Raw genomic sequence first — 20487 nt, 5'->3', positions numbered from 1 at the left:
GTCTGCGCAGGCACAGCAAGCAAGAAAAATGGATATCAGCAGTGCGTGATGTATCGATATTACTTTTCACTCACTATAAACAATTGAAAAAACGCATATTCATCTATAACGACAAGCTACTTAAATAAAAAAACCTCAACGATTAAGCTGAGGTTTTAGAGTTATAACCATAAAGCTACTGTTAAAGTATAAGCTGTTTTTAAATTAATGGTTTTTCGCTCGCGATAATGCCGTTATTATCGGCGTAAACAAACATACCTGAGTTTAACGTTAAATCACCAAAGCGGATTTCAATATCGGTTTGACCTTCATCGCGGCGATTTGATTTGCGCGGGATGCAGCCAAGCGCCATGACGCCGATATCCATTTGCGCCATATCATCTACATCACGCACGCAGCCATATACCACCACCCCTGCCCAGCCATTATCAATCGCTGATTGCGCAATCATATCGCCGAGCAACGCGCAGCGCATTGAACCGCCACCGTCAACGACCAAGACTTTGCCATTGCCGTCTTTATCTTTGCCATCGCTGTTCAATAAAGATTTTACGCGGCTATTATCTTCAAAGCATTTTACTGTCACGATTTCACCGCAAAATCTGTCTTTACCGCCAAAGCTATAAAATGATTTGCCTTCGATATTGGGCAGGCATACTTGCGACTCAGGATTGGCATCTAATAAATCACAAGTGACAAAGTTGTCTTTATTCATCGTGGTTGTTTCTGCTGTATCTGACATCGTGACGCTCCTTGTTAAGTTAAATAGTTGAATTATCTATCATGAAATCTGAGTTTTTATCAATTTATGCTTAGGCTATTTTTTGACTTTGGTCATTGCTAGTAGCTGTTTATTTTCGATAATTTCCGTGTCTGTAATGGTAGGCTCACTACGATATTTATTACGCTGATATACCTCATGCGCACTCATCGCCATCGCACTGGCAACGCGCTTGGCAGAAATAGGATGCAAGGATAATGACTCGGGGACGATTGGCGAGATCAGTTTAAATGCTTTTTGACCAAAGCTTTCAAGCGGACGGCCTTTATGCTTGCCAAGTAATAACGATGGCCGAAAAATCACCAACTGGGTAAAACCTAGCGCCATAATAGACTGCTCTGTTTCCGCTTTGACCCGATTGTATAAAAAACGGCTGTCGATATCGGCATTCATTGAGGACAATAAAAAGAAGTTTTCCACGCCTTTCACACGGCACAATGTGGCAAAATTGACATTATAGTCGTGGTCAACTTTTCGAAACGCTTCGTCACTACCTGCTTGTTTTTTGGTGGTACCAAGGCAGCTAAAGGCATCGGTCTTACTATCTACGCCGACACTGGCAAATATTTCAGCCAAGTTATCAAAATCACTAACCTGAAAAAAGCGCATGCTGGCATTGATGTAGCGAGGCGGCCGCCGTGCAATTACAATCAACGTGTCATAAAGCTCACTAAGCTGCTTAACAAGATGCTGTCCGACCAGTCCTGTTGCGCCAATTACAATTGCTTTTCGCTGCATAGCCTATCCATTTGTATCATGTTGGGGTGATTATAATGCTAAAAATGATGTCTTGTAGAAATTATTTGCTTTGGTATCATACCTAAATTAACAACTCGCTAGCGCTATTCTACACAATTTATTGTAAGAGATTTTATCAACGTCTAGGTTTATGGGAATAATTCAGACTTTTAAGTCGAACTTTTGTTAGATAATTCATTTGTTAGCGCGATAAACCCTTTAATTAAACCTTTAAGATCGGCTAGCATAACTTCTTTTAGCATTAATCATCAAATATATTGTTCTAAGCGCAATAATTTGCTAAGATAACCGGCTTTACACGTCAACGCTGTTTAATTATTCCAAACAGTTCTGGCGCGAGCGATGCTCTATTACTATTAGGTACTTTAATAACAGATAAGTGCCCTCATAATAGACATCGACATCATGTTTGGCGAGAGGCTGCTCGTCACCGATGATTGTTAAACCCATTATTATTGCAATCAACATTCATATTTTTATCTGTCTTTATCAAGGAGATACGCGTGGCTAATACTGCACAAGCTCGTAAACGCGCCCGTCAAAACACCAAACGTCGTCAGAACTCTGCGTCACAACGCTCTATGGTTCGTACTTATCTAAAACGTGTTGATGCGGCTATCGCTGCTAAAGATTATGACGCGGCTACCGAAGCTTACAAAAAAGCGGTACCGGTTCTTGATCGTATGGCTGACAAAGGTATTATTCATAAGAATAAAGCTGCTCGTCGTAAGAGCCGCCTAAACAAAACCATCAAAGGCTTACAAGCTTAAGTTTGGTTGCGTTTAGACCGCATCGCACTTGAGGGTGTGATGACCAAAACCTTGCTACTGGTTTTCATACTGGGGCAGGGTTTTTTTATGCCTATTTAATAGTTAAAAGCTGGCATTTGAAAACATTAGCGGCTTAATTAAATGCTTAAAGAATAAGGTCTATGTCCATTTTACTTCTGGTGGCAATAGTAATTTGCTTGGATGAAAACCAGCGGCACGGTAGCCCTGTAATAAATCGCTGATTGGACGAATATATACTTGCCCGCGCCAAACGAAATAGGCATTGGCTTGCTCAAAAGGCTTATCATCAAACCACAAAAATACCCCTTCCATCATCTTTGGCCAATCATTCCAATCAATCTCAACCACGTCTAGCATCACTGCCAAAAACGCTGATAGTAACGTATCATGACTGACGGCGAGCATTAAATGCCCATGTTGCGGCTGATTCTGATAAAAAAGCGATAAAAGATCAAGTCCGCCTTGATAAGCGTTTTTCGTGCCTTCAAGATTGCCTTGCAAGAAGCGATTGATAAAGTTTAGCACGCCAATTTCTTTAAAAACCGGGTTGGCAATCTCAGGTTCGGTCACCAGACTACCAGGTTCAACCAGTAGCGATTGATGGGCAATATCGCGTCGTAGTCCCGCACCTTCTTGCATCAGCTGCGCGGTATCAATACAGCGACCAATCGGACTTGAGATACTATCAACATCGAGCGAATACGGCAGATGTTCTGCTAGCCAGCGCCCCCAAGACTTTGCCAACACGCGACCTTTTGGCGTTAATGGTAGTTGGTAACTGGCAAACCCATTACCATCAGAGCGCTCACGTAAAGAATGTCTGGTAAATAAAATCAGTCTTTTATCTACCGGCAACAAACCTACCGAAGACATCATACTGTCAGGTAAGTGAGAAGGTGCAGGTACGCTTGGCCTGAGGTTCGTAGGCTTTTCAGGCGGTGTCGATCGTTCCGATGGGATATTATTAGGCAATTTACTCATGGTAGTAAGCGTAGCAGATTTATTGATGAGAATGAACAAAATATAAGGTCTGTTGCACTATAGCTTATTCCGCTACATATCGATATAAGCGCTTGGTTAACAGGATTTAGCCAATATCCACCACTTTGTTCCAAACAAACGCCAATTCGGTACTGCTTACCTCATTAGGATAAGCACGCGGATTGACTATCACCCGCGTTTTATTAATTTGATAATCAAAGGCTTCATGAGTATGGCCATGTACCCATAGCACAGGTGCCCAGTCCTCATGCATCCAGCTCGATAAATCACTGACAAAGGCGGCATTACTCGGTAGGTTGCCAAATTTTTCAGACACCGATAATGGGCTAATACTATGATGACTCATGACCACCGTTTTTTTACCCAATGCTTGCGCCGTTATCAGCGCTTGCTGTAGCCACTGACGATGCGCAGTATGGATTTGTATCGATACTTCAGGAGAGAACAGCTCGCCACCCGCATAAATTTGCTTATAATCGCGCATAAAACGCCTAGCTGCTGCCATCGTATCGACATCAGCTTGATATTGATAGTCCGTCCATAACGTACAACCCAGAATCCGCACTTCACCAATATCAATATACTGACACTGTAAAAAGCGCACGCCCTGCTCTAATTCACTATCATAATTATCCCAAGTGGCTAGCTTTTTATCAAAATGCAGTACATCTTCGCCGAAGTATTCATGATTGCCCGCGATAGTAATCAAAGGTACTTGCAAATGCGCTGCCTGCTCTTGTAGCCATGGCATACCATCATCGCTATTGGCAGTATCTCCCGCTACGAGCAGCACGTCTGCATCCGTTTTAGGGATGCGCCCTAGTGGATACGATTGCCGCGCATAACTGTCAATATGTAAGTCACTTAAAATCTGTAATTTCATAGGTTTTACTATTATCCAATCAGACTATTTGCAAACGTTAGCTTTTTCCTCAGCTTACGATTAGCGTGAATTTAACCAGTGTAGCAGCTTTTCGTTAACGAGCAAAAAGTAAAAAAGACAGCGGATTAGGCTGTCTTTTTTTATTATACGGTCGATCTATAGCGCTAGATACCATTCAATATCAATTGTAATTTGGCCAAAGGATCTACTGCTTGGGTGATTGAGCGACCAATCACCAAATAATCAGAACCATCTGCTAATGCTTGCTTCGGTGTACAGATACGTTTTTGATCATCAGCATTGTCGTCTGGCAAGCGAATGCCCGGAGTGACAAGCTTAAAATCTTGCCCACATAACGCTTTAAGTGTTTTTGCTTCTTGTGCTGAGCATACTACCCCATCAAGACCCGCTTGCTTAGTCAGTTGTGCCAAACGGCTCACTTGGGCATCTAGACCATCAGTGATACCGGTTTGCGTCAGTGCCTGATTGTCCATAGAAGTCAGCACAGTAACAGCTATTAGCAGGGTTTCAAAATTACCGTCTGACAAGCGCTGCTTGGCTAACGACATGGCCTCAAGGCCCGCGCTTGCATGCACATTGACCATCCATACACCAAGCTCGGCTGCTGCGAGTACCGCTTGGGCGGTGGTATTAGGAATGTCGTGAAATTTTAAGTCCAAAAACACGTCAAAATCACGCTGATGTAGCGCTTTAACAATGTCAGGACCACAGCGGGTAAACAGCTCTTTGCCTACTTTTAAGCGACATAACGCTGGGTCTAATTGGTCAGCTAGCGCTAAAGAGGCATTTTTAGTCATATTATCCAGTGCAACGACGACTGGAGAATGGATGGTGTTATTCATAGTTGTGCCACGTTATATCAGTTTATTAAATGATTATTATTAAATGATTATATAAACGTCTCAATATAAGAATGCTGGCCTAGCACTCAATGCTCACGCTTTTGCTTGGTTAAAGTAGCACCATCGTCTACATCGCTAATGCTGCCGTCTTGTACATTGGTCGCTGTCGCACCATAAACCGCTTCTTGTACCGATGGTGCGTTTGCCTGACGGTCAATGACGATATTGGCCTGCGTCACCTGCTCTTGCAAATTGGTATTTAGCTTTTGTAGCCGTGAGATTTCCCACTTATTTTGTAGCACACGGAAGATAAGCAGCGCGAGTAACATGCCAATCACAATGCCGAGTATTAAGCACAGAATCAGTAATAAGCCCAAATTCATCGTTGGTGCTTGGGAAAAAAGTAGGTTCACCCCAACTTCGGTATTATTGGCCAATACCAAACCGAGCGAATAAGCGAAGCTTAGAAACAGTAATACCAGCAGTAAAATACGCATCAGAGATATCCTTTTATGTTGAATCGTATGAACCGTTTAACAAAGAACGCGACATTCTGACGGCTCTGCTTACCTAACCGTTTGCTACCTTGGCATTGACAGCTTCACGTAGCGCTTTGCCCGGCTTAAAGTGTGGAATGGCTTTTGCAGGTACGGGTACGCTTTCGCCTGTTTTAGGATTGCGTCCCATACGGGCACGGCGATGATGAAGACAAAAACTACCAAAGCCCCGCACCTCTACTCGACCATCATTGGCTAAGGTATCGGTCATCAAATTTAATATTTCGCGTACTGCATCATCGACGACAGTATCTGTCATGTTGTCACAATTCGCACTCAGATTACTAATAAATTCGGACTTGTTAATTGCTTGCTGCATTATCACATGGACCTTATTGATTAATGGATAAGATAATAATGAAGTAAATTGAACAATTAAAAACTGTTTAATTTTACGTTCATATCTCGTTACTCAATGTTGCAAATGATAGCGGATATTGGCATAAATAGGAATAAGAGTTTCCTTTTTTACCATAAAACCTTACTAACTTGCCCCATACTCAAATTTAATCACAAAAAAAAGCGACCGGAGTCGCTTTCTTTTTATAGTATAACTATATCAACAAACTACCGCTTACTGCATTTGTTCTTTGATTAAGTCACCAATGGTTTTTGGCTGTGCATCAGAACCGGCAGCAGCAGTCGTACCAGTGCTTCCCAATTCTTTAATCGCTTGACGCTCTTCAGCTTCGTCTTTTGCTTTGATTGACAAGTTGATGTTACGAGTTTTGCGATCAACACTGATGATTTTCGCTTCAACATCATCACCAACAGATAGATGCTTGGTTGCATCTTCAACGCGATCACGTTGAATCTCAGAAGCACGTAAATAAGCTTCTACTTCGTCAGCAAGTTCGATAGTCGCACCTTTCGCGTCTACTTCTTTTACTTTACCATTAACGATAGCACCGCGGTCATTGTTGACCAGGTATTCGTTAAATGGATCAGAGCTTAATTGTTTGATGCCTAAGCTGATACGGTTGGCTTCTGAATCTACAGACAATACCATTGCTTCAACGGTGTCGCCTTTGTTGTAGTTACGGATAGCTTCTTCGCCAGTTTCGTTCCAAGAGATATCAGACAGATGAACAAGACCATCGATACCACCGTCTAGACCGATAAAGATACCGAAATCAGTGATAGATTTGATCGTACCAGTGATTTTATCACCGCGCTCGTGTTTCTTATCAAACTCATCCCATGGGTTAGCAAGAGTTTGTTTAATACCTAAGCTGATACGGCGACGCTCTTCGTCGATATCAAGGATCATTACTTCAACTTCATCGCCCACTTGAACAACTTTTGATGGGTGGATGTTTTTGTTGGTATGATCCATCTCTGATACGTGTACTAGACCTTCGATACCTTCTGAGATTTCAGCGAAACAACCATAATCAGTTAGGTTAGTGACGCGTGCTTTAACAACGCTACCTACTGGGTAAGTGCCGCCAACGTTATCCCAAGGATCCGTACCAAGTTGTTTTAGACCCAAGCTTACACGATTGCGCTCACGGTCAAACTTCAATACTTTAACTTTTAGATCTTGACCAACTTCAACCACCTCAGATGGGTGCTTGATACGGCGCCACGCCATGTCAGTGATGTGTAGTAGACCATCAATACCACCAAGATCAACGAATGCACCGTAATCAGTTAGGTTTTTAACGATACCTTCGATCTCGATACCTTCTTCAAGCTTGTTCAACAGCTCTTCACGCTCAGCTGAGTTTTCAGCTTCCATAACAGCGCGGCGACTTACCACGACGTTGTTACGTTTTTGATCAAGTTTGATAACTTTAAATTCTAGCTCTTTGCCTTCTAGATGCGTGGTATCACGAATCGGACGGACGTCTACCAATGAACCTGGTAGGAACGCGCGAACTGAACCGATATCAACGGTAAAGCCGCCTTTTACTTTGCTAGAAATAATACCTTTAACGATCTCATCGTTATCAGAGATTTTCTCAAGGAAATTCCAAGTCTCAACGCGTTTGGCTTTTTCGCGTGACAGTAAGGTTTGACCCATACCGTTATCAACCGCTTCAACCACGACGTCGACTGTGTCGCCAACTTCAACTTCAAGTTCGCCTTCTTCGCTTAAAAACTCTTCACGAGCGACGATACCTTCAGATTTAAGACCAGTATCTACTGTGATCCAATCGCTATCGATGGCTACAACAGTACCAGTGATAACCGAGCCACGCTCGATATCAAGACCTGTTTCTTCGATGCTCGCTTCAAATAGTTCAGCAAATGATTCCATTATGTCTACCTTTGTATAGCCGTATCCTGTCCAGCACAGTACGGATCAAATGTATGACTGTATAAAACGAGAATACTGGTTTTATATCTTATGCAGTCATATAAAAAAACAGTTGTTGCTAATAAGCGATTTTGCAGCGAACTCACTAGCAACGACTGTCTTACTTATATTTATACAATTTTATACTAAAACGGAAGCCATAGGAAACCTTTTAGTACTTAAAATGTTGTTTTTATTAACGATTAAAACAAACACCCTTATCTTGACAATGTTTTTTTACCAACTCATAAACCGCGTCAGCGTCTAGGTTTGAGCTATCTAAAACCAGTGCATCTTCAGCCGGTTTTGACGGTGCCGTTGCTCGGTTTTCATCACGCTCATCTCGCGCTTTAATCGTTGCCAGAATCGCATCGAAATCAGCCGCCTGCCCAGCTTTTAATAGCTGTGCCACGCGGCGCTCTGCGCGAGCGGTAGCGCTTGCGGTCAGATAGACCTTTACATCGGCATCGGGGAAAACTACCGTACCCATGTCGCGACCATCAGCGACCAATCCTGATTGGGTTGCCATGTCTTGCTGCAATTTAAGCAATGCTTGACGCACCTTTGGATAAACTGCAACTTGTGAAGCATAACCGCCAACGGTTTCATTGCGTACTTGCTCACCAATCTTAGCGCCATTGACAATGATATCCACGCGCCCTGAATCGCTATTAGGCTCAAAAACGATCTGTAAGCTTTGGGTCAACTCTAATAACGCAGTCTCATCAATCGCTTGGCTGGCATCTGCTGTAATCAGACCTGCTTCAAACGCTTTTAGACCAACAATGCGATATAACGCCCCTGAATCAAGCAGCTGATAGCCCAAGGTTTGCGCTAAACGCCACGTAACCGTGCCTTTACCTGCCCCACTTGGACCATCAATACAGATAACCGGATAGCGCAATGACGGCGTCTCACTATTGTCATTAGTATCAGGTATAAAAGCAGACATAACACTCACTTAATCGTCGGCAAAGCTGACGTCGTGGTAAACAAAGAATTTCCCTGCGCTATCAAACGCTTGCACGGTAATAGACAGATTCATAAGCAAATAGGGCAATAGTATAGCAAACATAACTCCCTATCACTAGCAGTGAGGAAAATATCTTGTTAATCATTTGAACGGTTTTTTTATCTTTTTTTTCGTTTGGACGCTTGCCGGCGCTGCCGAAAAAAATCCTTTAGCATTTGACTACTATGCTCACGGCACAAGCCTTTATGTACTTGAATACGATGATTATAAAAAGACTCGGCAGCCAAGTTCATTTGACTACCAACCATACCAGCCCTCGGCTCGCTTGCTGCATAGATAAGCCTATCGACGCGAGCATGAATCAGCGCGCCAATACACATAGTGCACGGTTCTAAAGTCACATATAACGTTGTCTGAAGCGGCAAGCGATAATTGTTTAAACGCCTGCAGGCATCCCTTAACGCGATAATCTCTGCATGCGCGGTTGCGTCATGGCGTCCAATCGGCTCATTAAAACCCTGACCTATAATCTGCTGATTGTGTACCAGTATTGCTCCTACTGGCACCTCGCCATGCTCAGCACCTTGTTTAGCCAAATTTAATGCTTCATGCATCCATTTAACATCTTCAACTGACCAAAATTGATCTGTAGCAAGGTGGTGGTTAACTGGCGGATAGTGCTGCTGCAAGCTTATATTTTGTATATTTTTCATTTACTGCGGTAACTGCCAATCGATAGGCGTTTGACCGTGCTGTATTAGATAATCATTGGTCTTAGAAAACGGCTTAGAACCAAAAAACCCGCCGCGGTTGGCAGCCAACGGCGATGGATGGACAGCGGTCAGAATCAAATGTTTATCGGTATTGATATATTTACCTTTTTTCTGCGCTTTACTACCCCACAAAATAAATACCGTATGCTCTGTTTGGTCATTGACCACGTCGATCACGGCATCGGTAAACTGCTCCCACCCTTTATTTTGATGGCTATTAGGCTCGCTTTCTTTAACCGTCAAAGAACTATTGAGCAATAACACCCCTTGCTGCGCCCAATAGGTTAAATCGCCATGTTTTGACGGGGCAATACCAATGTCACTCGCCATCTCTTTTAGCACATTATTTAAAGACGGCGGTTTTGGCATCGCTTTTGGTACTGAAAACGATAAACCCATCGCTTGCCCTGGTCCATGATAAGGGTCTTGACCCAGTATCACCACCTTCACCTGTGATAACGGCGTTAGATTTAACGCATTAAACATCAACGGCGCTGGCGGATAAATACTATCACCCGATTGATAGGCTTCTTTTAAAAAAGCGCGCAAGTTATCCATATTATCAGAGGTCAATTCTTCTGCTAAGGCTTGTTTCCAGTCGTCCGGTAAGCGCACATTGTCCAGAATCGCTTGTTTTTGGGCCTCGGTTTTCGTAGATTTTTCATCAAACAATTCCATGATAGGTCCTTTTTTATTTTTTATAGGAGTATAAGAAATACGGTCATTCAATAAATTATAGCAATAAAAAAACGGCTACCATTGTAACCGTTTTTATAACACCGTAACCGTTGTTATTATATCAATAGTAAAAACTTAGCTAGCTAGTGACTCAGAATCTGGATGGGGCTCATGGGTTTCAACGACCGTTAAGATAATACGACTGTCGGCTGACCCTTTATCCGAAGATTTACCGCCATTTTTATCAAGCTTAACAGTATCACCGTCTTGCTCATTGGCTTCTTTGGACTCTAAGCTTAAATGTACAATCCCGCCGTTTACCAAGTCGCCAAACAAAATCATACTTGCGAGTGGTTTTTTAATCTCGTCTTGAATAAGGCGCTGCATAGGACGCGCACCCATGAGGCGATCATAGCCTTTTTCCGCCAAGTAATCACGGACTTCATCGTCAATCTCGAGCGTGACTTGCTTGTCATCGAGCTGTACTTGTAGCTCAACCAAGAACTTATCGACCACAGAAACCACAACCGACGTATCTAACGCGTTGAACTGAATAATCGCATCCAAACGGTTACGGAACTCAGGCGTAAAGACACGTTTGAGCGCTTCGGTATTGTCACGGCTGTGGTCTTGTTGGGTAAAGCCCATCGAAGAGCGGCTGATACTTTCAGCGCCGACGTTGGTCGTCATAATGACGATCACTTGCTTAAAGATAGCCACGCGGCCGTTGTTGTCAGTCAACGTACCATGATCCATCACTTGTAATAACAAGTTAAAGACATCAGGGTGTGCTTTTTCGATTTCATCAAGTAATAACACGCAATGCGGATGCTGATTGATTTTTTCAGTCAGCAAACCGCCTTGGTCATAACCAACATAACCAGGAGGCGCACCAATTAGACGTGAAGCAGTATGCGCTTCCATGTACTCCGACATATCAAAGCGGACCAGCTCTACACCTAACAAGTTAGCCAGTTGACGCGATACCTCTGTTTTACCAACCCCGGTTGGACCAGCAAACATAAATGAGCCAATTGGTTTATCCGGTGCTTTTAGCCCAGCTCGCGACAGTTTAATCGCATCAGCCAAGGTTTCAATCGCTTCATCTTGACCAAATACTAAGTGTTTAAGATCACGATCTAAATGCTCAAGAATGCTCTTATCATCACTGGACACGGATTTGGGCGGAATACGCGCAAGCTTAGCAATGATGGCTTCGATATCAGCAACATCGATTTTTATCGGTGCGCGTTTGCCTTTAGATTTCTTAGACCCATTGGCTTTATCATCGGCTTTTGCCGTATTTGCTTCTTCTTGCATTTCGTTAGCAGTGCTTGTTTCATCAAGGCTGTCATCGTCAGCATCACCCCCAAGACCTTCTTCATCGGCATCGATTTGCGCATCAAAGTCTTGTTCTAAATTGGCAATAAAGCTTTCTTCAGCATCAATATCGTCCAAATCCGCGACGATGCCCAAGCGCTTATAAGCACCCGCTTCATCGATAACATCGATGGCTTTATCGGGTAAAAAGCGCTCATGAATGTGTTTCGCCGATAATTGCACAGCAGTGACCAAGGCTTCGTCAGTATATTCGACGTTATGGAACTCTTCATAACGCGGTTTCAACCCACGTAAAATATCGATACTGTCGTCGACACTTGGTTCTTTCACATCAATCTTTTGGAAACGGCGTGACAATGCATGATCTTTTTCAAACACCTGACGGTATTCGGTAAAGGTTGTTGAACCAATACAGCGCAGCTCACCATTAGCAAGTGCTGGTTTGATTAAGTTTGAGACGTCCATATTACTACTCATTGACGAGCCTGCGCCAATAATCATATGAATCTCATCGATAAACAAAATCGCATTGGGCTTTTTCTTTAACGCATCAAGTAGTGATTTCATCCGTTTTTCAAAATCACCGCGGTACTTAGTGCCAGCGATTAATGAGCCGATATCTAGGCTATAAATCACGCAGCCATTAAGCGGTTTTGGCGCTTTATCATTGATAATCAACCACGCCAAACCTTCAGCAATTGAAGTCTTACCCACGCCCGGCTCACCGACCAGTAGCGGGTTATTTTTACGACGGCGACATAGCACTTGTGCAGCACGCTCAATCTCAGGGCCACGACCAATGAGTGGGTCGGTTTTGCCTTCAGCGGCGCGTTGGTTTAAGTTGGTTGCAAATTCAACCAAAGGATCTTTGCTGGTTTTTTCTGACGCACTACGGCGCTCACCTGTCATCGACGCACGTGGCTCAGATGGCTCGTCTTTGTCTTGACCATGTGATAAATACTGGGTCAGCTCAAGGCGGCTGATTCCCTGTTTTTTAAGCAAATAAACGGCATAGGTATCATGCTCTGAGAACATCGATACCAAAATATCAGAACCTTCCACTAAACGCCCGCCACCAATAGACTGCACGTGGAAAATAGCACGCTGTAAAATGCGGTCAAAGCTTTGGGTTGGCTGTGGTGATTGTTCAGAATCTGCGTCCACAGTTGGCGTATGCTTATTAACATAAGCTTCTAGCTCACTACGCAACGTTGACACATTGGCATTGCAAGCAGTCAACGTATTGGCAGCATTGGTATTTTCCAATAACGCCAATAGCAGATGTTCAACAGTGAGATACTCATGCGATTTTTGGCGCGCAAGTGTCATTGCTAAACGCAAAGAAACTTCAAGATGACGACTTAACATAAGGACTTCCTACGGTTGTACCTATCTTATTATTGATAGCTTTATGAATGAGTTAGTAACTAAATCAGGGCGATAGATGGATTGTTCAAGGGCAATGTTGGGATTATTAACAGACATTACTGCATATTATTGAATGATGTCTTCCATGGCTTGAGTACTATTTGCGTCTTACCTTTATCTCAACATGATACTTAACCATAGTCAATCTTTTAACGCTGACTAAAATGTATCGAAGTGTCCACTAGACCTTAATTGCGCAGTATTTATTGTGCAGTATTAAAGCGAAAAATAGGCGATAAAGTACTTCGAGCGGCTATTTTTAAAATTCACGGTTGAATATAACAGAGATAAAAGGTGCTAAAACGACATGGAAAAATGTGGGGTTTAATCCGATTAAGTGTACAAGGGTATACTTTAATATATGGGTGATATGAAAGAAAAATCAAGCAGGAAATACAAAGCTAGGAAGATTAATAAAAGAGAATTAAAGGAATGACAATAAATTTAAAAAGGCAGGAATCAAGTAGACAAATAGATTAGAGCAAACCATTGGCGAATACAGCAGGTTTGCTCTAGCCTGTTCTTGTAATAAATAAAAAGGTAAGAAATAGAGAAGTGATTAGAATCAACAGCACCTAGAGAAAACTTAAGACAAAATAGGCTAAAAAGTTATTCGCCCTGATGGGGCTCGATTTGAGTTAATAAAGGATAACCTTCACGGTGCGCCAAGCTGTTGACTTTTTTGGCTTTGGTTTCAGCGATGTCTTTTGGATAAATACCGGCAATACCTTTGCTGCTATTGTGAATGGTCAGCATAATTTCAACCGCTGTATCCATACTATGACGAAACTCTGATTGCAGCACATAGACGACAAACTCCATCGGCGTGTAGTTATCGTTATACATGACCACTGCATACATCGGCGGTTTTGCCACTTCTGGCTCTGCGACCAATACATCAGCTTGCGGTGAAGTTTCGCCCTCAGTATCGCCATCTTGCGCCAGACGCAGTGGCGTATTTGGGAAATGCCAATCAGCAACGGTTGGCGTTGAATGTAATATCGGTTGTTTTATCATAATTAGCGTACAAATTAATAGCGATGCTGTATCAGCATAAAGGGGATTAAAAAAGAGTAGCAGACCTGTCTAGCTATCACTTAGTATCAGACACGAAAGTATTAATACATTAAAAACCTAAGGTTCAATAAAATAAATTTCAACCAAATATCAAAAACTTAAGGTTCAATGGGGCTTTCATCAACTTCTGGCAAATCTAAAAGTGACAACGGCATGCTATCAACCTTATCACCAAGCTTCCAGTCGTATAATTGCTCTACTTCCTGCCCACCAGCATTTAAGCTTAGTTTAACCTGCAAAGGTTTAAAACCTGTTGGCATCATAAAGCGGCCGCGGATACGCGTTATGCCATCGATGGTATAACTTGCAGGCTCAAGCGGCACTTCTACAAAGTCATTATCATTCAGCAAGGTTAAAGTAGGTTTTAAGCGCTTAGCTTTGCCGTCGCTGGCCAGCATTGCCACATCAAAGCCGTACTCAAAAGCGTTTTCAGGCAAAGGTTTAATTTTTGCCCCAAGTATTTGTAAAGGCATACCGCCATTTTCACTAACAAGCTCGGCATATATCTCATTAAGTTGGGCTAATTGTTTATTTTCAACCGTCAATTCCTGTTGGTTTTCACGTAGCTCTTTTAAATTTGCCAAACTTATTTCTAACTCTTGCTTAGCAGTAGCTGCTTCATTGGTGGCAATTTTGCTGCTAAGGCGTAAATCTTTTAGCTCTTGCGTGGCTTCTTTACTGGTAATCACCGCTTGCTGAGTTTCTGCCTGCATCGAATAATAGCCGCGCTGATAGCCAAGTTTATGGCCAAATGCGAGTCCAACTCCAGCGGTCACCAATACCGTCACCACGAATAATGCCAATACTAAGGTGGAAGCGCCTCGTTGCTTATTACTAATAAGCGGGCTATTTATCAGCGCATGACTCTGTTGGTAATGAGAATAAGAGAGATGCGCATCGTGCCCCACATCATAGGAAACAGAGTCTTGGCACAATACTCGTGCAGGCTGTTGGCAAAGGCGTGGTGCACTCTTCAAACGCATTTAGACGATATCTCTTAACAATAAAGGCAGGTTATTATAGCGGAATTTATAATCAATACCTAGCACCATAAATATGTGGGGTTTGTTAATGGCTAGACATCTGTTAAGGAACGATAGGGGCAAAGTCTAAGCCCATCGATTCATCGAAACCAAACATCACATTCATATTTTGCACGGCCTGCCCAGCAGCACCTTTCACCAAATTGTCTTGCACAACAATCACCGTCAGCTCAGCACGCGCATTGTCTTGGTGAATACCAATACGCAAACGATTACTGGCTCGCACGCTGCGCGTATCAGGATAAAGCCCCTTTGGCATCACATCGACAAACGGCTCTGCCGCATAGCTTCTCTCAAATACTTGCTGCCAATCGATAGCAGTGCCTGCTTCGGTAAGCTCTAAATGAATAGAGCTCAGCATGCCGCGTATCATTGGCACCAGATGCGGTAAAAAACGGATACGATGGTCAAACTGACTTTCTAATAATTGAGCAACACCCTGCTCAATCTCTGGTAAATGCCGATGACCTTCAACGCTATACGCTTTAAAATTATCGGTGGTTTCCGCATAGTTAAGCGCGAGCTTCGCTTGCCGACCCGCGCCCGAAACGCCAGATTTTGCATCGATAACGATACGCGACTCAACCAGCCTTTCGGCTTGCTGATTTTGCGCATCGATAATAGGTTTTAAGCCCAAAATAGCGGTAGTTGGGTAGCAGCCAGGGTTACCGACAACTAACGCATTGGCCAATTTTTCTCGATTGATTTCAGGTAAGCCATAAACGGCGGTCTTTAACAATTCAGGACAGGCATGCGCTTGCTGATACCAGTGCTCAAAATCTGCTAATGATTGCAAGCGAAAATCCGCCGCCAAATCAATGACCTTGACGCCCGCTGCCGTTAACGCCTCAGCTTGCTTCATCGCCACGCCATGCGGGGTGGCAAAAAACACCACGTCGCATTTTTGTAAGGTCGCAAGTGTCTCATCGCCCAAGTCGCTAAAGACGATATCTGAGATACCGCGTAAACTTGGGAATATCTCATCAGCGCGGGTGCCAGCTTCGCTACGCGAGGTTAGCAAATCAATAGACACTTCAGAATGGGCAGACAATAAGCGAATCAGCTCAATACCTGTATAGCCTGTGCCGCCGACAATCGCTGCTGAAATCATAAGATATTCCTTTTTCTTTTAATGCGTAAATATTTAGATAGAGATAAGCTCTACATCAAAGTTAAACCTTGTCGCTTCTAAATATAAGCGCTGTTACTAGCGCTTTTAAACGTTGATTTTTTAATAATTAACGGTATTAAGTTTTATAACTTAAATTTTATAATCATGTACCGCATCGATAAAGACTTTGGCATTATCAGGATTGACCCACTGGGTAATACCGTGACCTAAGTTTGCCACATAGCCGGTTTTTTCGCCACTGGCGTAAGCGCTATCGAGCATGGCCTTGACTTCAGCACGGATAGTTGCAGGCGAGCCGTACAAGGTTGCGGGGTCTAAATTACCCTGAATGGCTTTGCTGCTTTGTAGCTTTTTATGTTGCTTGGTCAATTGGCGCTGACTTTCTGTCAATACTTGACGGGCGCGATCTATAGGCATCGTCCAGTCTAGACCTAGCGCATCGGCCTCACTATCCGCTTGCACATCAAGCCACAATCCACCGCCTTTGGTAAATAGCACGACTGGGATTTCTGGATGACGTACCTTTAGCTCAGCGACAATACGCTTATTATAGGCATGCGAGAAATTCACAAACTGACGATGACCAAGCGCCCCGCCCCAGCTGTCAAATATCTGCAAAATTTGTGCGCCAGCAACCACTTGCGCATCCAAATAATCAATCACTGACGTTGCCAATTTATCTAATAATTGATGTAAAAACTCCGGATTGCTATATAAGAAACCTTTGGTATAGCGGTAATCTTTTGAGCTGCCGCCTTCAATCATGTAAGTCGCTAGCGTCCAAGGACTACCAGAAAAGCCGAATAACGGCACTTGTCCGTTTAGTGCTTTACGAATGCTCGTCACCGCGCGCATGACATAATCAAGCGAGTCATTCATATCGAGCACAGGTAATCGGTCTAAATCCGCTTGCGTACGAATCGGATGCTTAAACTTCGGACCCTCGCCTGTTTCAAAATATAGTCCTAGCCCCATGGCATCAGGAATGGTCAAAATATCACTGAATAAAATCGCGGCGTCCAACTCATAACGGCGCAGCGGCTGCAAAGTGACTTCGGTCGCACGCGCCGTATCTTTACATAGACTCATAAAATCACCGGCTTCAGCGCGGGTGGCTTTATATTCTGGTAAATAACGACCAGCTTGACGCATCATCCATACGGGCGTGGTATCTATGGGCTCAAAGCGGAGTGCTCGTAGCAATCTATCGTTTTTTAAAGGCGCAAAGTTCTGCTCAAGCGCATGGTTACTGTCTGAAGCACTCATGTACAACTCTCCAAAACAGCCCTATATTCAATAAAATAAATAACAGGGCAAGATAAAATAAGTGAAAGAAAAGATTAATAAACGCTTATAACGCATAGATAGCGGCATTTAATTCTAAAAAGCTTCATAATCATTTGATATCAGCTTCTTTATATTAAATGCCATTTACTATTAAGCTTTGACAACACCTACCGATTAAAGGGGTATAACTACACGGTTAACGCTAAATTGTCGCGATGTACCATGACCACGCGCTCTTCTTTGTTACCAAGGATTCTATCGAACTGCTCTGTACGCTCGCGAGCCACGCGGCAAGCGTCACGCGATGAGAAGTTCACTTGACCAACAGCGATACGTTCGCCCGTGTCTTGATTGACAATCTCAACCACATCACCTTCATCAAAATCACCGCGGACTTCGACGACGCCAACTGGCAATAAGCTCTTGTGATGTTCGACAACCGCTTTTGCAGCCCCAGCGTCTACAATGAGCGTGCCTGACATGCGCAAATGCGCCGCTAACCACTGTTTACGAGCAATGATTTTATCTTCGTCATTAGTGGTCAATAACGTACCAACGGCTTCGCCAGAAACCACGCGCGTGATGACATCGTCGATAGCGCCGCTCACGATAACCGTTGGACAACCACCCATGGCAGCCAAGCGTCCAGCACGAATTTTAGTCAGCATACCGCCACGACCAAGTTTGCCGCCGTCACCGGCGATATCAAATAAGTAATCGGCCATCGCCCGCTCTTGGCGAATCATTTTGGCATTCGGATTATTACGCGGATTATCAGTAAAGACGCCATCTTGATCGGTTAAGATAATGTATAAATCGGCATTGACCATTGCCGCTGCCATCGCGCCTAAGGTGTCATTATCACCGAACTTAATCTCATCAATGGTTATGGTATCGTTTTCATTAATCACGGGCAGTACGCGCCATTCTAATAACTGCGTCAATGCTCCGGTGGTATTTAAATAGCGACTACGATTAGACAAATCATCATGAGTTAATAACAGCTGCGAGCTTTGAATACCATGCTGAATCAATGCTGACCACCAGGTTTCAATCAAGCCCATCTGTCCGATGGACGCACAAGCTTGTAGCGCCGCCAGTTTCCTTGGGCGCTCGTCCAGATTCATTCGCACCACGCCTTCAGCAACCGCACCTGACGACACTAGCAATACTTCCACACCTTGCTTATGCAGTTTGGCAATCTGCTTTGCCCATTCGTAAATGGCAGTTCGATCAAGCCCTCGTCCATTATTGGTTAATAGCGATGAGCCAATCTTGACAATAACGCGCCGAATATCAAAGTTGCGAGCTTGCTTAACAAACCTTGCTTCTTCTGTCGTGTTCTCTATGTCAACTACCATATAAACTCCTGTTGCTAGGGTAAATGAATTACGTGGATTATATTAAAAACTGTACACACACCTATTTAAAAAACGAAACATTAACTTTTGCCAATTTAACCTTAGATATATTAAGGAACGTATACCACTTCGACGCCATCATCGAAATCGTCATCGTCGTCTAAATTGGTACCTTCACGCGCTGCTTTACGAGCCGCACGATAGGCTTCACGCTGCGCTTCGGTATTCAAACGAACTTCTGCTTCTAAGCGCTCAAAACGCTCTTTTTGGGCTTCAGCAAAAATCGGATCTTCGAGTTCACGCTCACGCTCGCGCTCGATCTCATTCATCAAATGGTACTTAATCGCATCAACGCCTTCACCGGTCAAGGTTGCGGTACGAAATACCATACCCGTCCAACCAAGCTCAGCCACGATATGAGTGCAAAGCTCGTTTAAGTCTTCTTCGGCAACCTGATCAATTTTATTTAGCACCAAAATCTGTGGCAAATTGGCCAATTCAGGTGAAAAACGCTCAAGCTCATTTAAAATCACGCGCGCGTTTTCTACTGGGTCGCTGCCATCGATCGGTTTTACATCAACCAAGTGTAACAGACGGCGCGTGCGAGCGACATGCTTTAAAAAACGAATGCCAAGTCCTGCGCCTTCTGACGCGCCTTCGATTAAACCTGGAATATCTGCCATCACAAATGAGCGGTGACGACCGATATCAACCACGCCTAAGTTTGGCACTAAGGTGGTAAAGGGATAATCGGCAACCTTAGGTTTGGCGGCAGATACCTGACGGATAAAGGTTGATTTACCCGCGTTAGGTAAACCAATCAGACCAACGTCAGCGACTACTTTTAGCTCAAACTTCAGCACCTTTAACTCGCCTTCAAAACCTGAAGTGGCTTTGCGCGGTGCTTGGTTGGTCGAGCTTTTAAAATGGGTATTACCCAGACCGCCGTCGCCGCCTTTGGCAATCAGTAACGTTTGACCAATTTCAATCAAATCGCCTAATACTTCGTCGGTTTCGGTATCAACCACGGTCGTACCAATAGGAACTGGCAAATAAATATCGTCAGAGCCTTTACCCGAACAGTTCTTACTATGACCGTTTTCACCGCGCATGGCGTCATAACGACGGGTATAACGGTAGTCAACTAAGGTGTTGGTATTGTCATCGGCAATGACATAGACATCGCCGCCCTTACCGCCATCACCACCGTCAGGGCCACCGCGTGGGACATACTTTTCTCGGCGAAAACTGGCGATTCCGTTACCACCGTCACCTGCTTTTACCGTTACGACGGCTTCATCAATAAATCGCATCTTTCGTTCCTTTATTTACCATCTCGTTTATCAACTTACAGTCAGCGACTGTATTTTAGGTGGTAGCTATATGTTTGGTAGTTATGAATAACTTAAAAAAATATAAAATCTTCTTTAAAACACCCCACTCTCAACTTGAAATA

19 protein-coding genes are annotated in these 20487 nt (G+C 43.6%); 1 reads left to right on the top strand and 18 read right to left on the bottom strand.

Annotation, left to right across the window (positions count from 1 at the left end; all coding sequences use genetic code 11):
- Window positions 1–199: 199 nt before the first annotated feature.
- Window positions 200–742, bottom strand: a complete 543-nt coding sequence (rraA, locus tag B3R91_RS03840) for a ribonuclease E activity regulator RraA (RefSeq protein ID WP_082894266.1) — start codon at window positions 740–742, stop codon at window positions 200–202.
- A gap of 75 nt (window positions 743–817) precedes the next feature.
- A complete protein-coding gene (locus B3R91_RS03835; RefSeq protein ID WP_144296508.1) occupies window positions 818–1519 on the bottom strand; it encodes an NAD-dependent epimerase/dehydratase family protein in 702 nt (233 codons plus the stop codon).
- 524 nt (window positions 1520–2043) lie between these two features.
- Here B3R91_RS03835 and rpsT point away from each other — a divergent pair.
- Window positions 2044–2310, top strand: coding sequence for a 30S ribosomal protein S20 (rpsT, locus tag B3R91_RS03830; protein ID WP_010200097.1), 267 nt, complete (start codon window positions 2044–2046; stop codon window positions 2308–2310).
- A gap of 159 nt (window positions 2311–2469) precedes the next feature.
- Here the strand turns inward: rpsT and B3R91_RS03825 are convergent, their stop codons facing one another.
- From B3R91_RS03825 to cgtA, 16 genes are all read right to left on the bottom strand, one after another.
- Window positions 2470–3312 carry a histidine phosphatase family protein gene (locus tag B3R91_RS03825; protein ID WP_144296509.1) on the bottom strand — a complete coding sequence of 281 codons (843 nt, stop codon included), beginning with the start codon at window positions 3310–3312 and terminating at the stop codon, window positions 2470–2472.
- 106 nt (window positions 3313–3418) lie between these two features.
- Window positions 3419–4216: a metallophosphoesterase gene (locus tag B3R91_RS03820; RefSeq protein WP_286796551.1), complete on the bottom strand. Its 798-nt coding sequence runs from the start codon at window positions 4214–4216 to the stop codon at window positions 3419–3421.
- Between the two features lie 164 nt (window positions 4217–4380).
- Entirely contained in the window at window positions 4381–5079 is a 699-nt protein-coding gene (gene pyrF, locus B3R91_RS03815) for an orotidine-5'-phosphate decarboxylase (protein WP_286796550.1), read from the bottom strand.
- Window positions 5080–5165: 86 nt separating this feature from the next.
- The gene (locus B3R91_RS03810) at window positions 5166–5576 is read right to left on the bottom strand and encodes a lipopolysaccharide assembly protein LapA domain-containing protein (protein ID WP_286796549.1); all 411 of its coding nucleotides are present in this window, start codon (window positions 5574–5576) and stop codon (window positions 5166–5168) included.
- A 73-nt stretch (window positions 5577–5649) separates the two neighbouring features.
- On the bottom strand, window positions 5650–5955 hold the full coding sequence (locus B3R91_RS03805; RefSeq protein WP_068404507.1) for an integration host factor subunit beta: 306 nt from the start codon (window positions 5953–5955) through the stop codon (window positions 5650–5652).
- 255 nt (window positions 5956–6210) lie between these two features.
- On the bottom strand, window positions 6211–7899 hold the full coding sequence (gene rpsA / locus B3R91_RS03800; RefSeq protein WP_068404509.1) for a 30S ribosomal protein S1: 1689 nt from the start codon (window positions 7897–7899) through the stop codon (window positions 6211–6213).
- 235 nt (window positions 7900–8134) lie between these two features.
- Window positions 8135–8890: a (d)CMP kinase gene (gene cmk, locus B3R91_RS03795; protein WP_286796548.1), complete on the bottom strand. Its 756-nt coding sequence runs from the start codon at window positions 8888–8890 to the stop codon at window positions 8135–8137.
- Between the two features lie 179 nt (window positions 8891–9069).
- A complete protein-coding gene (gene tadA, locus B3R91_RS03790) occupies window positions 9070–9624 on the bottom strand; it encodes a tRNA adenosine(34) deaminase TadA (protein ID WP_286796547.1) in 555 nt (184 codons plus the stop codon).
- Window positions 9625–10362: a uracil-DNA glycosylase gene (locus B3R91_RS03785; protein ID WP_286796546.1), complete on the bottom strand. Its 738-nt coding sequence runs from the start codon at window positions 10360–10362 to the stop codon at window positions 9625–9627. It lies immediately after the preceding gene.
- Between the two features lie 135 nt (window positions 10363–10497).
- A complete protein-coding gene (clpA, locus tag B3R91_RS03780; protein ID WP_286796545.1) occupies window positions 10498–13071 on the bottom strand; it encodes an ATP-dependent Clp protease ATP-binding subunit ClpA in 2574 nt (857 codons plus the stop codon).
- 669 nt (window positions 13072–13740) lie between these two features.
- Window positions 13741–14148 (bottom strand): ATP-dependent Clp protease adaptor ClpS, encoded by a 408-nt coding sequence (locus B3R91_RS03775; RefSeq protein ID WP_068404516.1) that lies wholly within the window; start codon window positions 14146–14148, stop codon window positions 13741–13743.
- A gap of 158 nt (window positions 14149–14306) precedes the next feature.
- The gene (locus tag B3R91_RS03770) at window positions 14307–15191 is read right to left on the bottom strand and encodes a hypothetical protein (RefSeq protein ID WP_286796544.1); all 885 of its coding nucleotides are present in this window, start codon (window positions 15189–15191) and stop codon (window positions 14307–14309) included.
- Window positions 15192–15294: 103 nt separating this feature from the next.
- A complete protein-coding gene (gene argC / locus B3R91_RS03765; protein WP_201591658.1) occupies window positions 15295–16362 on the bottom strand; it encodes an N-acetyl-gamma-glutamyl-phosphate reductase in 1068 nt (355 codons plus the stop codon).
- Window positions 16363–16512: 150 nt separating this feature from the next.
- The gene (gene hemE / locus B3R91_RS03760) at window positions 16513–17649 is read right to left on the bottom strand and encodes a uroporphyrinogen decarboxylase (protein WP_144296519.1); all 1137 of its coding nucleotides are present in this window, start codon (window positions 17647–17649) and stop codon (window positions 16513–16515) included.
- A 209-nt stretch (window positions 17650–17858) separates the two neighbouring features.
- Window positions 17859–19031, bottom strand: a complete 1173-nt coding sequence (gene proB / locus B3R91_RS03755) for a glutamate 5-kinase (RefSeq protein WP_144296520.1) — start codon at window positions 19029–19031, stop codon at window positions 17859–17861.
- 110 nt (window positions 19032–19141) lie between these two features.
- Window positions 19142–20344 carry an Obg family GTPase CgtA gene (gene cgtA / locus B3R91_RS03750; protein WP_068404524.1) on the bottom strand — a complete coding sequence of 401 codons (1203 nt, stop codon included), beginning with the start codon at window positions 20342–20344 and terminating at the stop codon, window positions 19142–19144.
- Window positions 20345–20487: the final 143 nt, after the last annotated feature.

This window comes from Psychrobacter sp. UBA6291, from assembly GCF_002439405.1.
GTDB classification, from domain to species: domain Bacteria; phylum Pseudomonadota; class Gammaproteobacteria; order Pseudomonadales; family Moraxellaceae; genus Psychrobacter; species Psychrobacter faecalis.
This window is presented reverse-complemented; position numbering and strand designations above follow the sequence as displayed.

What these genes read in the sequence shown, in the direction of transcription:
- rraA (WP_082894266.1), bottom strand. Translation starts at nt 742, where the DNA reads ATGTCAGATACAGCAGAAACAACCACGATGAATAAAGACAACTTTGTC.
- B3R91_RS03835 (WP_144296508.1), bottom strand. Translation starts at nt 1,519, where the DNA reads ATGCAGCGAAAAGCAATTGTAATTGGCGCAACAGGACTGGTCGGACAG.
- B3R91_RS03825 (WP_144296509.1), bottom strand. Translation starts at nt 3,312, where the DNA reads ATGAGTAAATTGCCTAATAATATCCCATCGGAACGATCGACACCGCCT.
- B3R91_RS03820 (WP_286796551.1), bottom strand. Translation starts at nt 4,216, where the DNA reads ATGAAATTACAGATTTTAAGTGACTTACATATTGACAGTTATGCGCGG.
- pyrF (WP_286796550.1), bottom strand. Translation starts at nt 5,079, where the DNA reads ATGAATAACACCATCCATTCTCCAGTCGTCGTTGCACTGGATAATATG.
- B3R91_RS03810 (WP_286796549.1), bottom strand. Translation starts at nt 5,576, where the DNA reads ATGCGTATTTTACTGCTGGTATTACTGTTTCTAAGCTTCGCTTATTCG.
- B3R91_RS03805 (WP_068404507.1), bottom strand. Translation starts at nt 5,955, where the DNA reads ATGCAGCAAGCAATTAACAAGTCCGAATTTATTAGTAATCTGAGTGCG.
- rpsA (WP_068404509.1), bottom strand. Translation starts at nt 7,899, where the DNA reads ATGGAATCATTTGCTGAACTATTTGAAGCGAGCATCGAAGAAACAGGT.
- cmk (WP_286796548.1), bottom strand. Translation starts at nt 8,890, where the DNA reads ATGTCTGCTTTTATACCTGATACTAATGACAATAGTGAGACGCCGTCA.
- tadA (WP_286796547.1), bottom strand. Translation starts at nt 9,624, where the DNA reads ATGAAAAATATACAAAATATAAGCTTGCAGCAGCACTATCCGCCAGTT.
- B3R91_RS03785 (WP_286796546.1), bottom strand. Translation starts at nt 10,362, where the DNA reads ATGGAATTGTTTGATGAAAAATCTACGAAAACCGAGGCCCAAAAACAA.
- clpA (WP_286796545.1), bottom strand. Translation starts at nt 13,071, where the DNA reads ATGTTAAGTCGTCATCTTGAAGTTTCTTTGCGTTTAGCAATGACACTT.
- B3R91_RS03775 (WP_068404516.1), bottom strand. Translation starts at nt 14,148, where the DNA reads ATGATAAAACAACCGATATTACATTCAACGCCAACCGTTGCTGATTGG.
- B3R91_RS03770 (WP_286796544.1), bottom strand. Translation starts at nt 15,191, where the DNA reads ATGCGTTTGAAGAGTGCACCACGCCTTTGCCAACAGCCTGCACGAGTA.
- argC (WP_201591658.1), bottom strand. Translation starts at nt 16,362, where the DNA reads ATGATTTCAGCAGCGATTGTCGGCGGCACAGGCTATACAGGTATTGAG.
- hemE (WP_144296519.1), bottom strand. Translation starts at nt 17,649, where the DNA reads ATGAGTGCTTCAGACAGTAACCATGCGCTTGAGCAGAACTTTGCGCCT.
- proB (WP_144296520.1), bottom strand. Translation starts at nt 19,031, where the DNA reads ATGGTAGTTGACATAGAGAACACGACAGAAGAAGCAAGGTTTGTTAAG.
- cgtA (WP_068404524.1), bottom strand. Translation starts at nt 20,344, where the DNA reads ATGCGATTTATTGATGAAGCCGTCGTAACGGTAAAAGCAGGTGACGGT.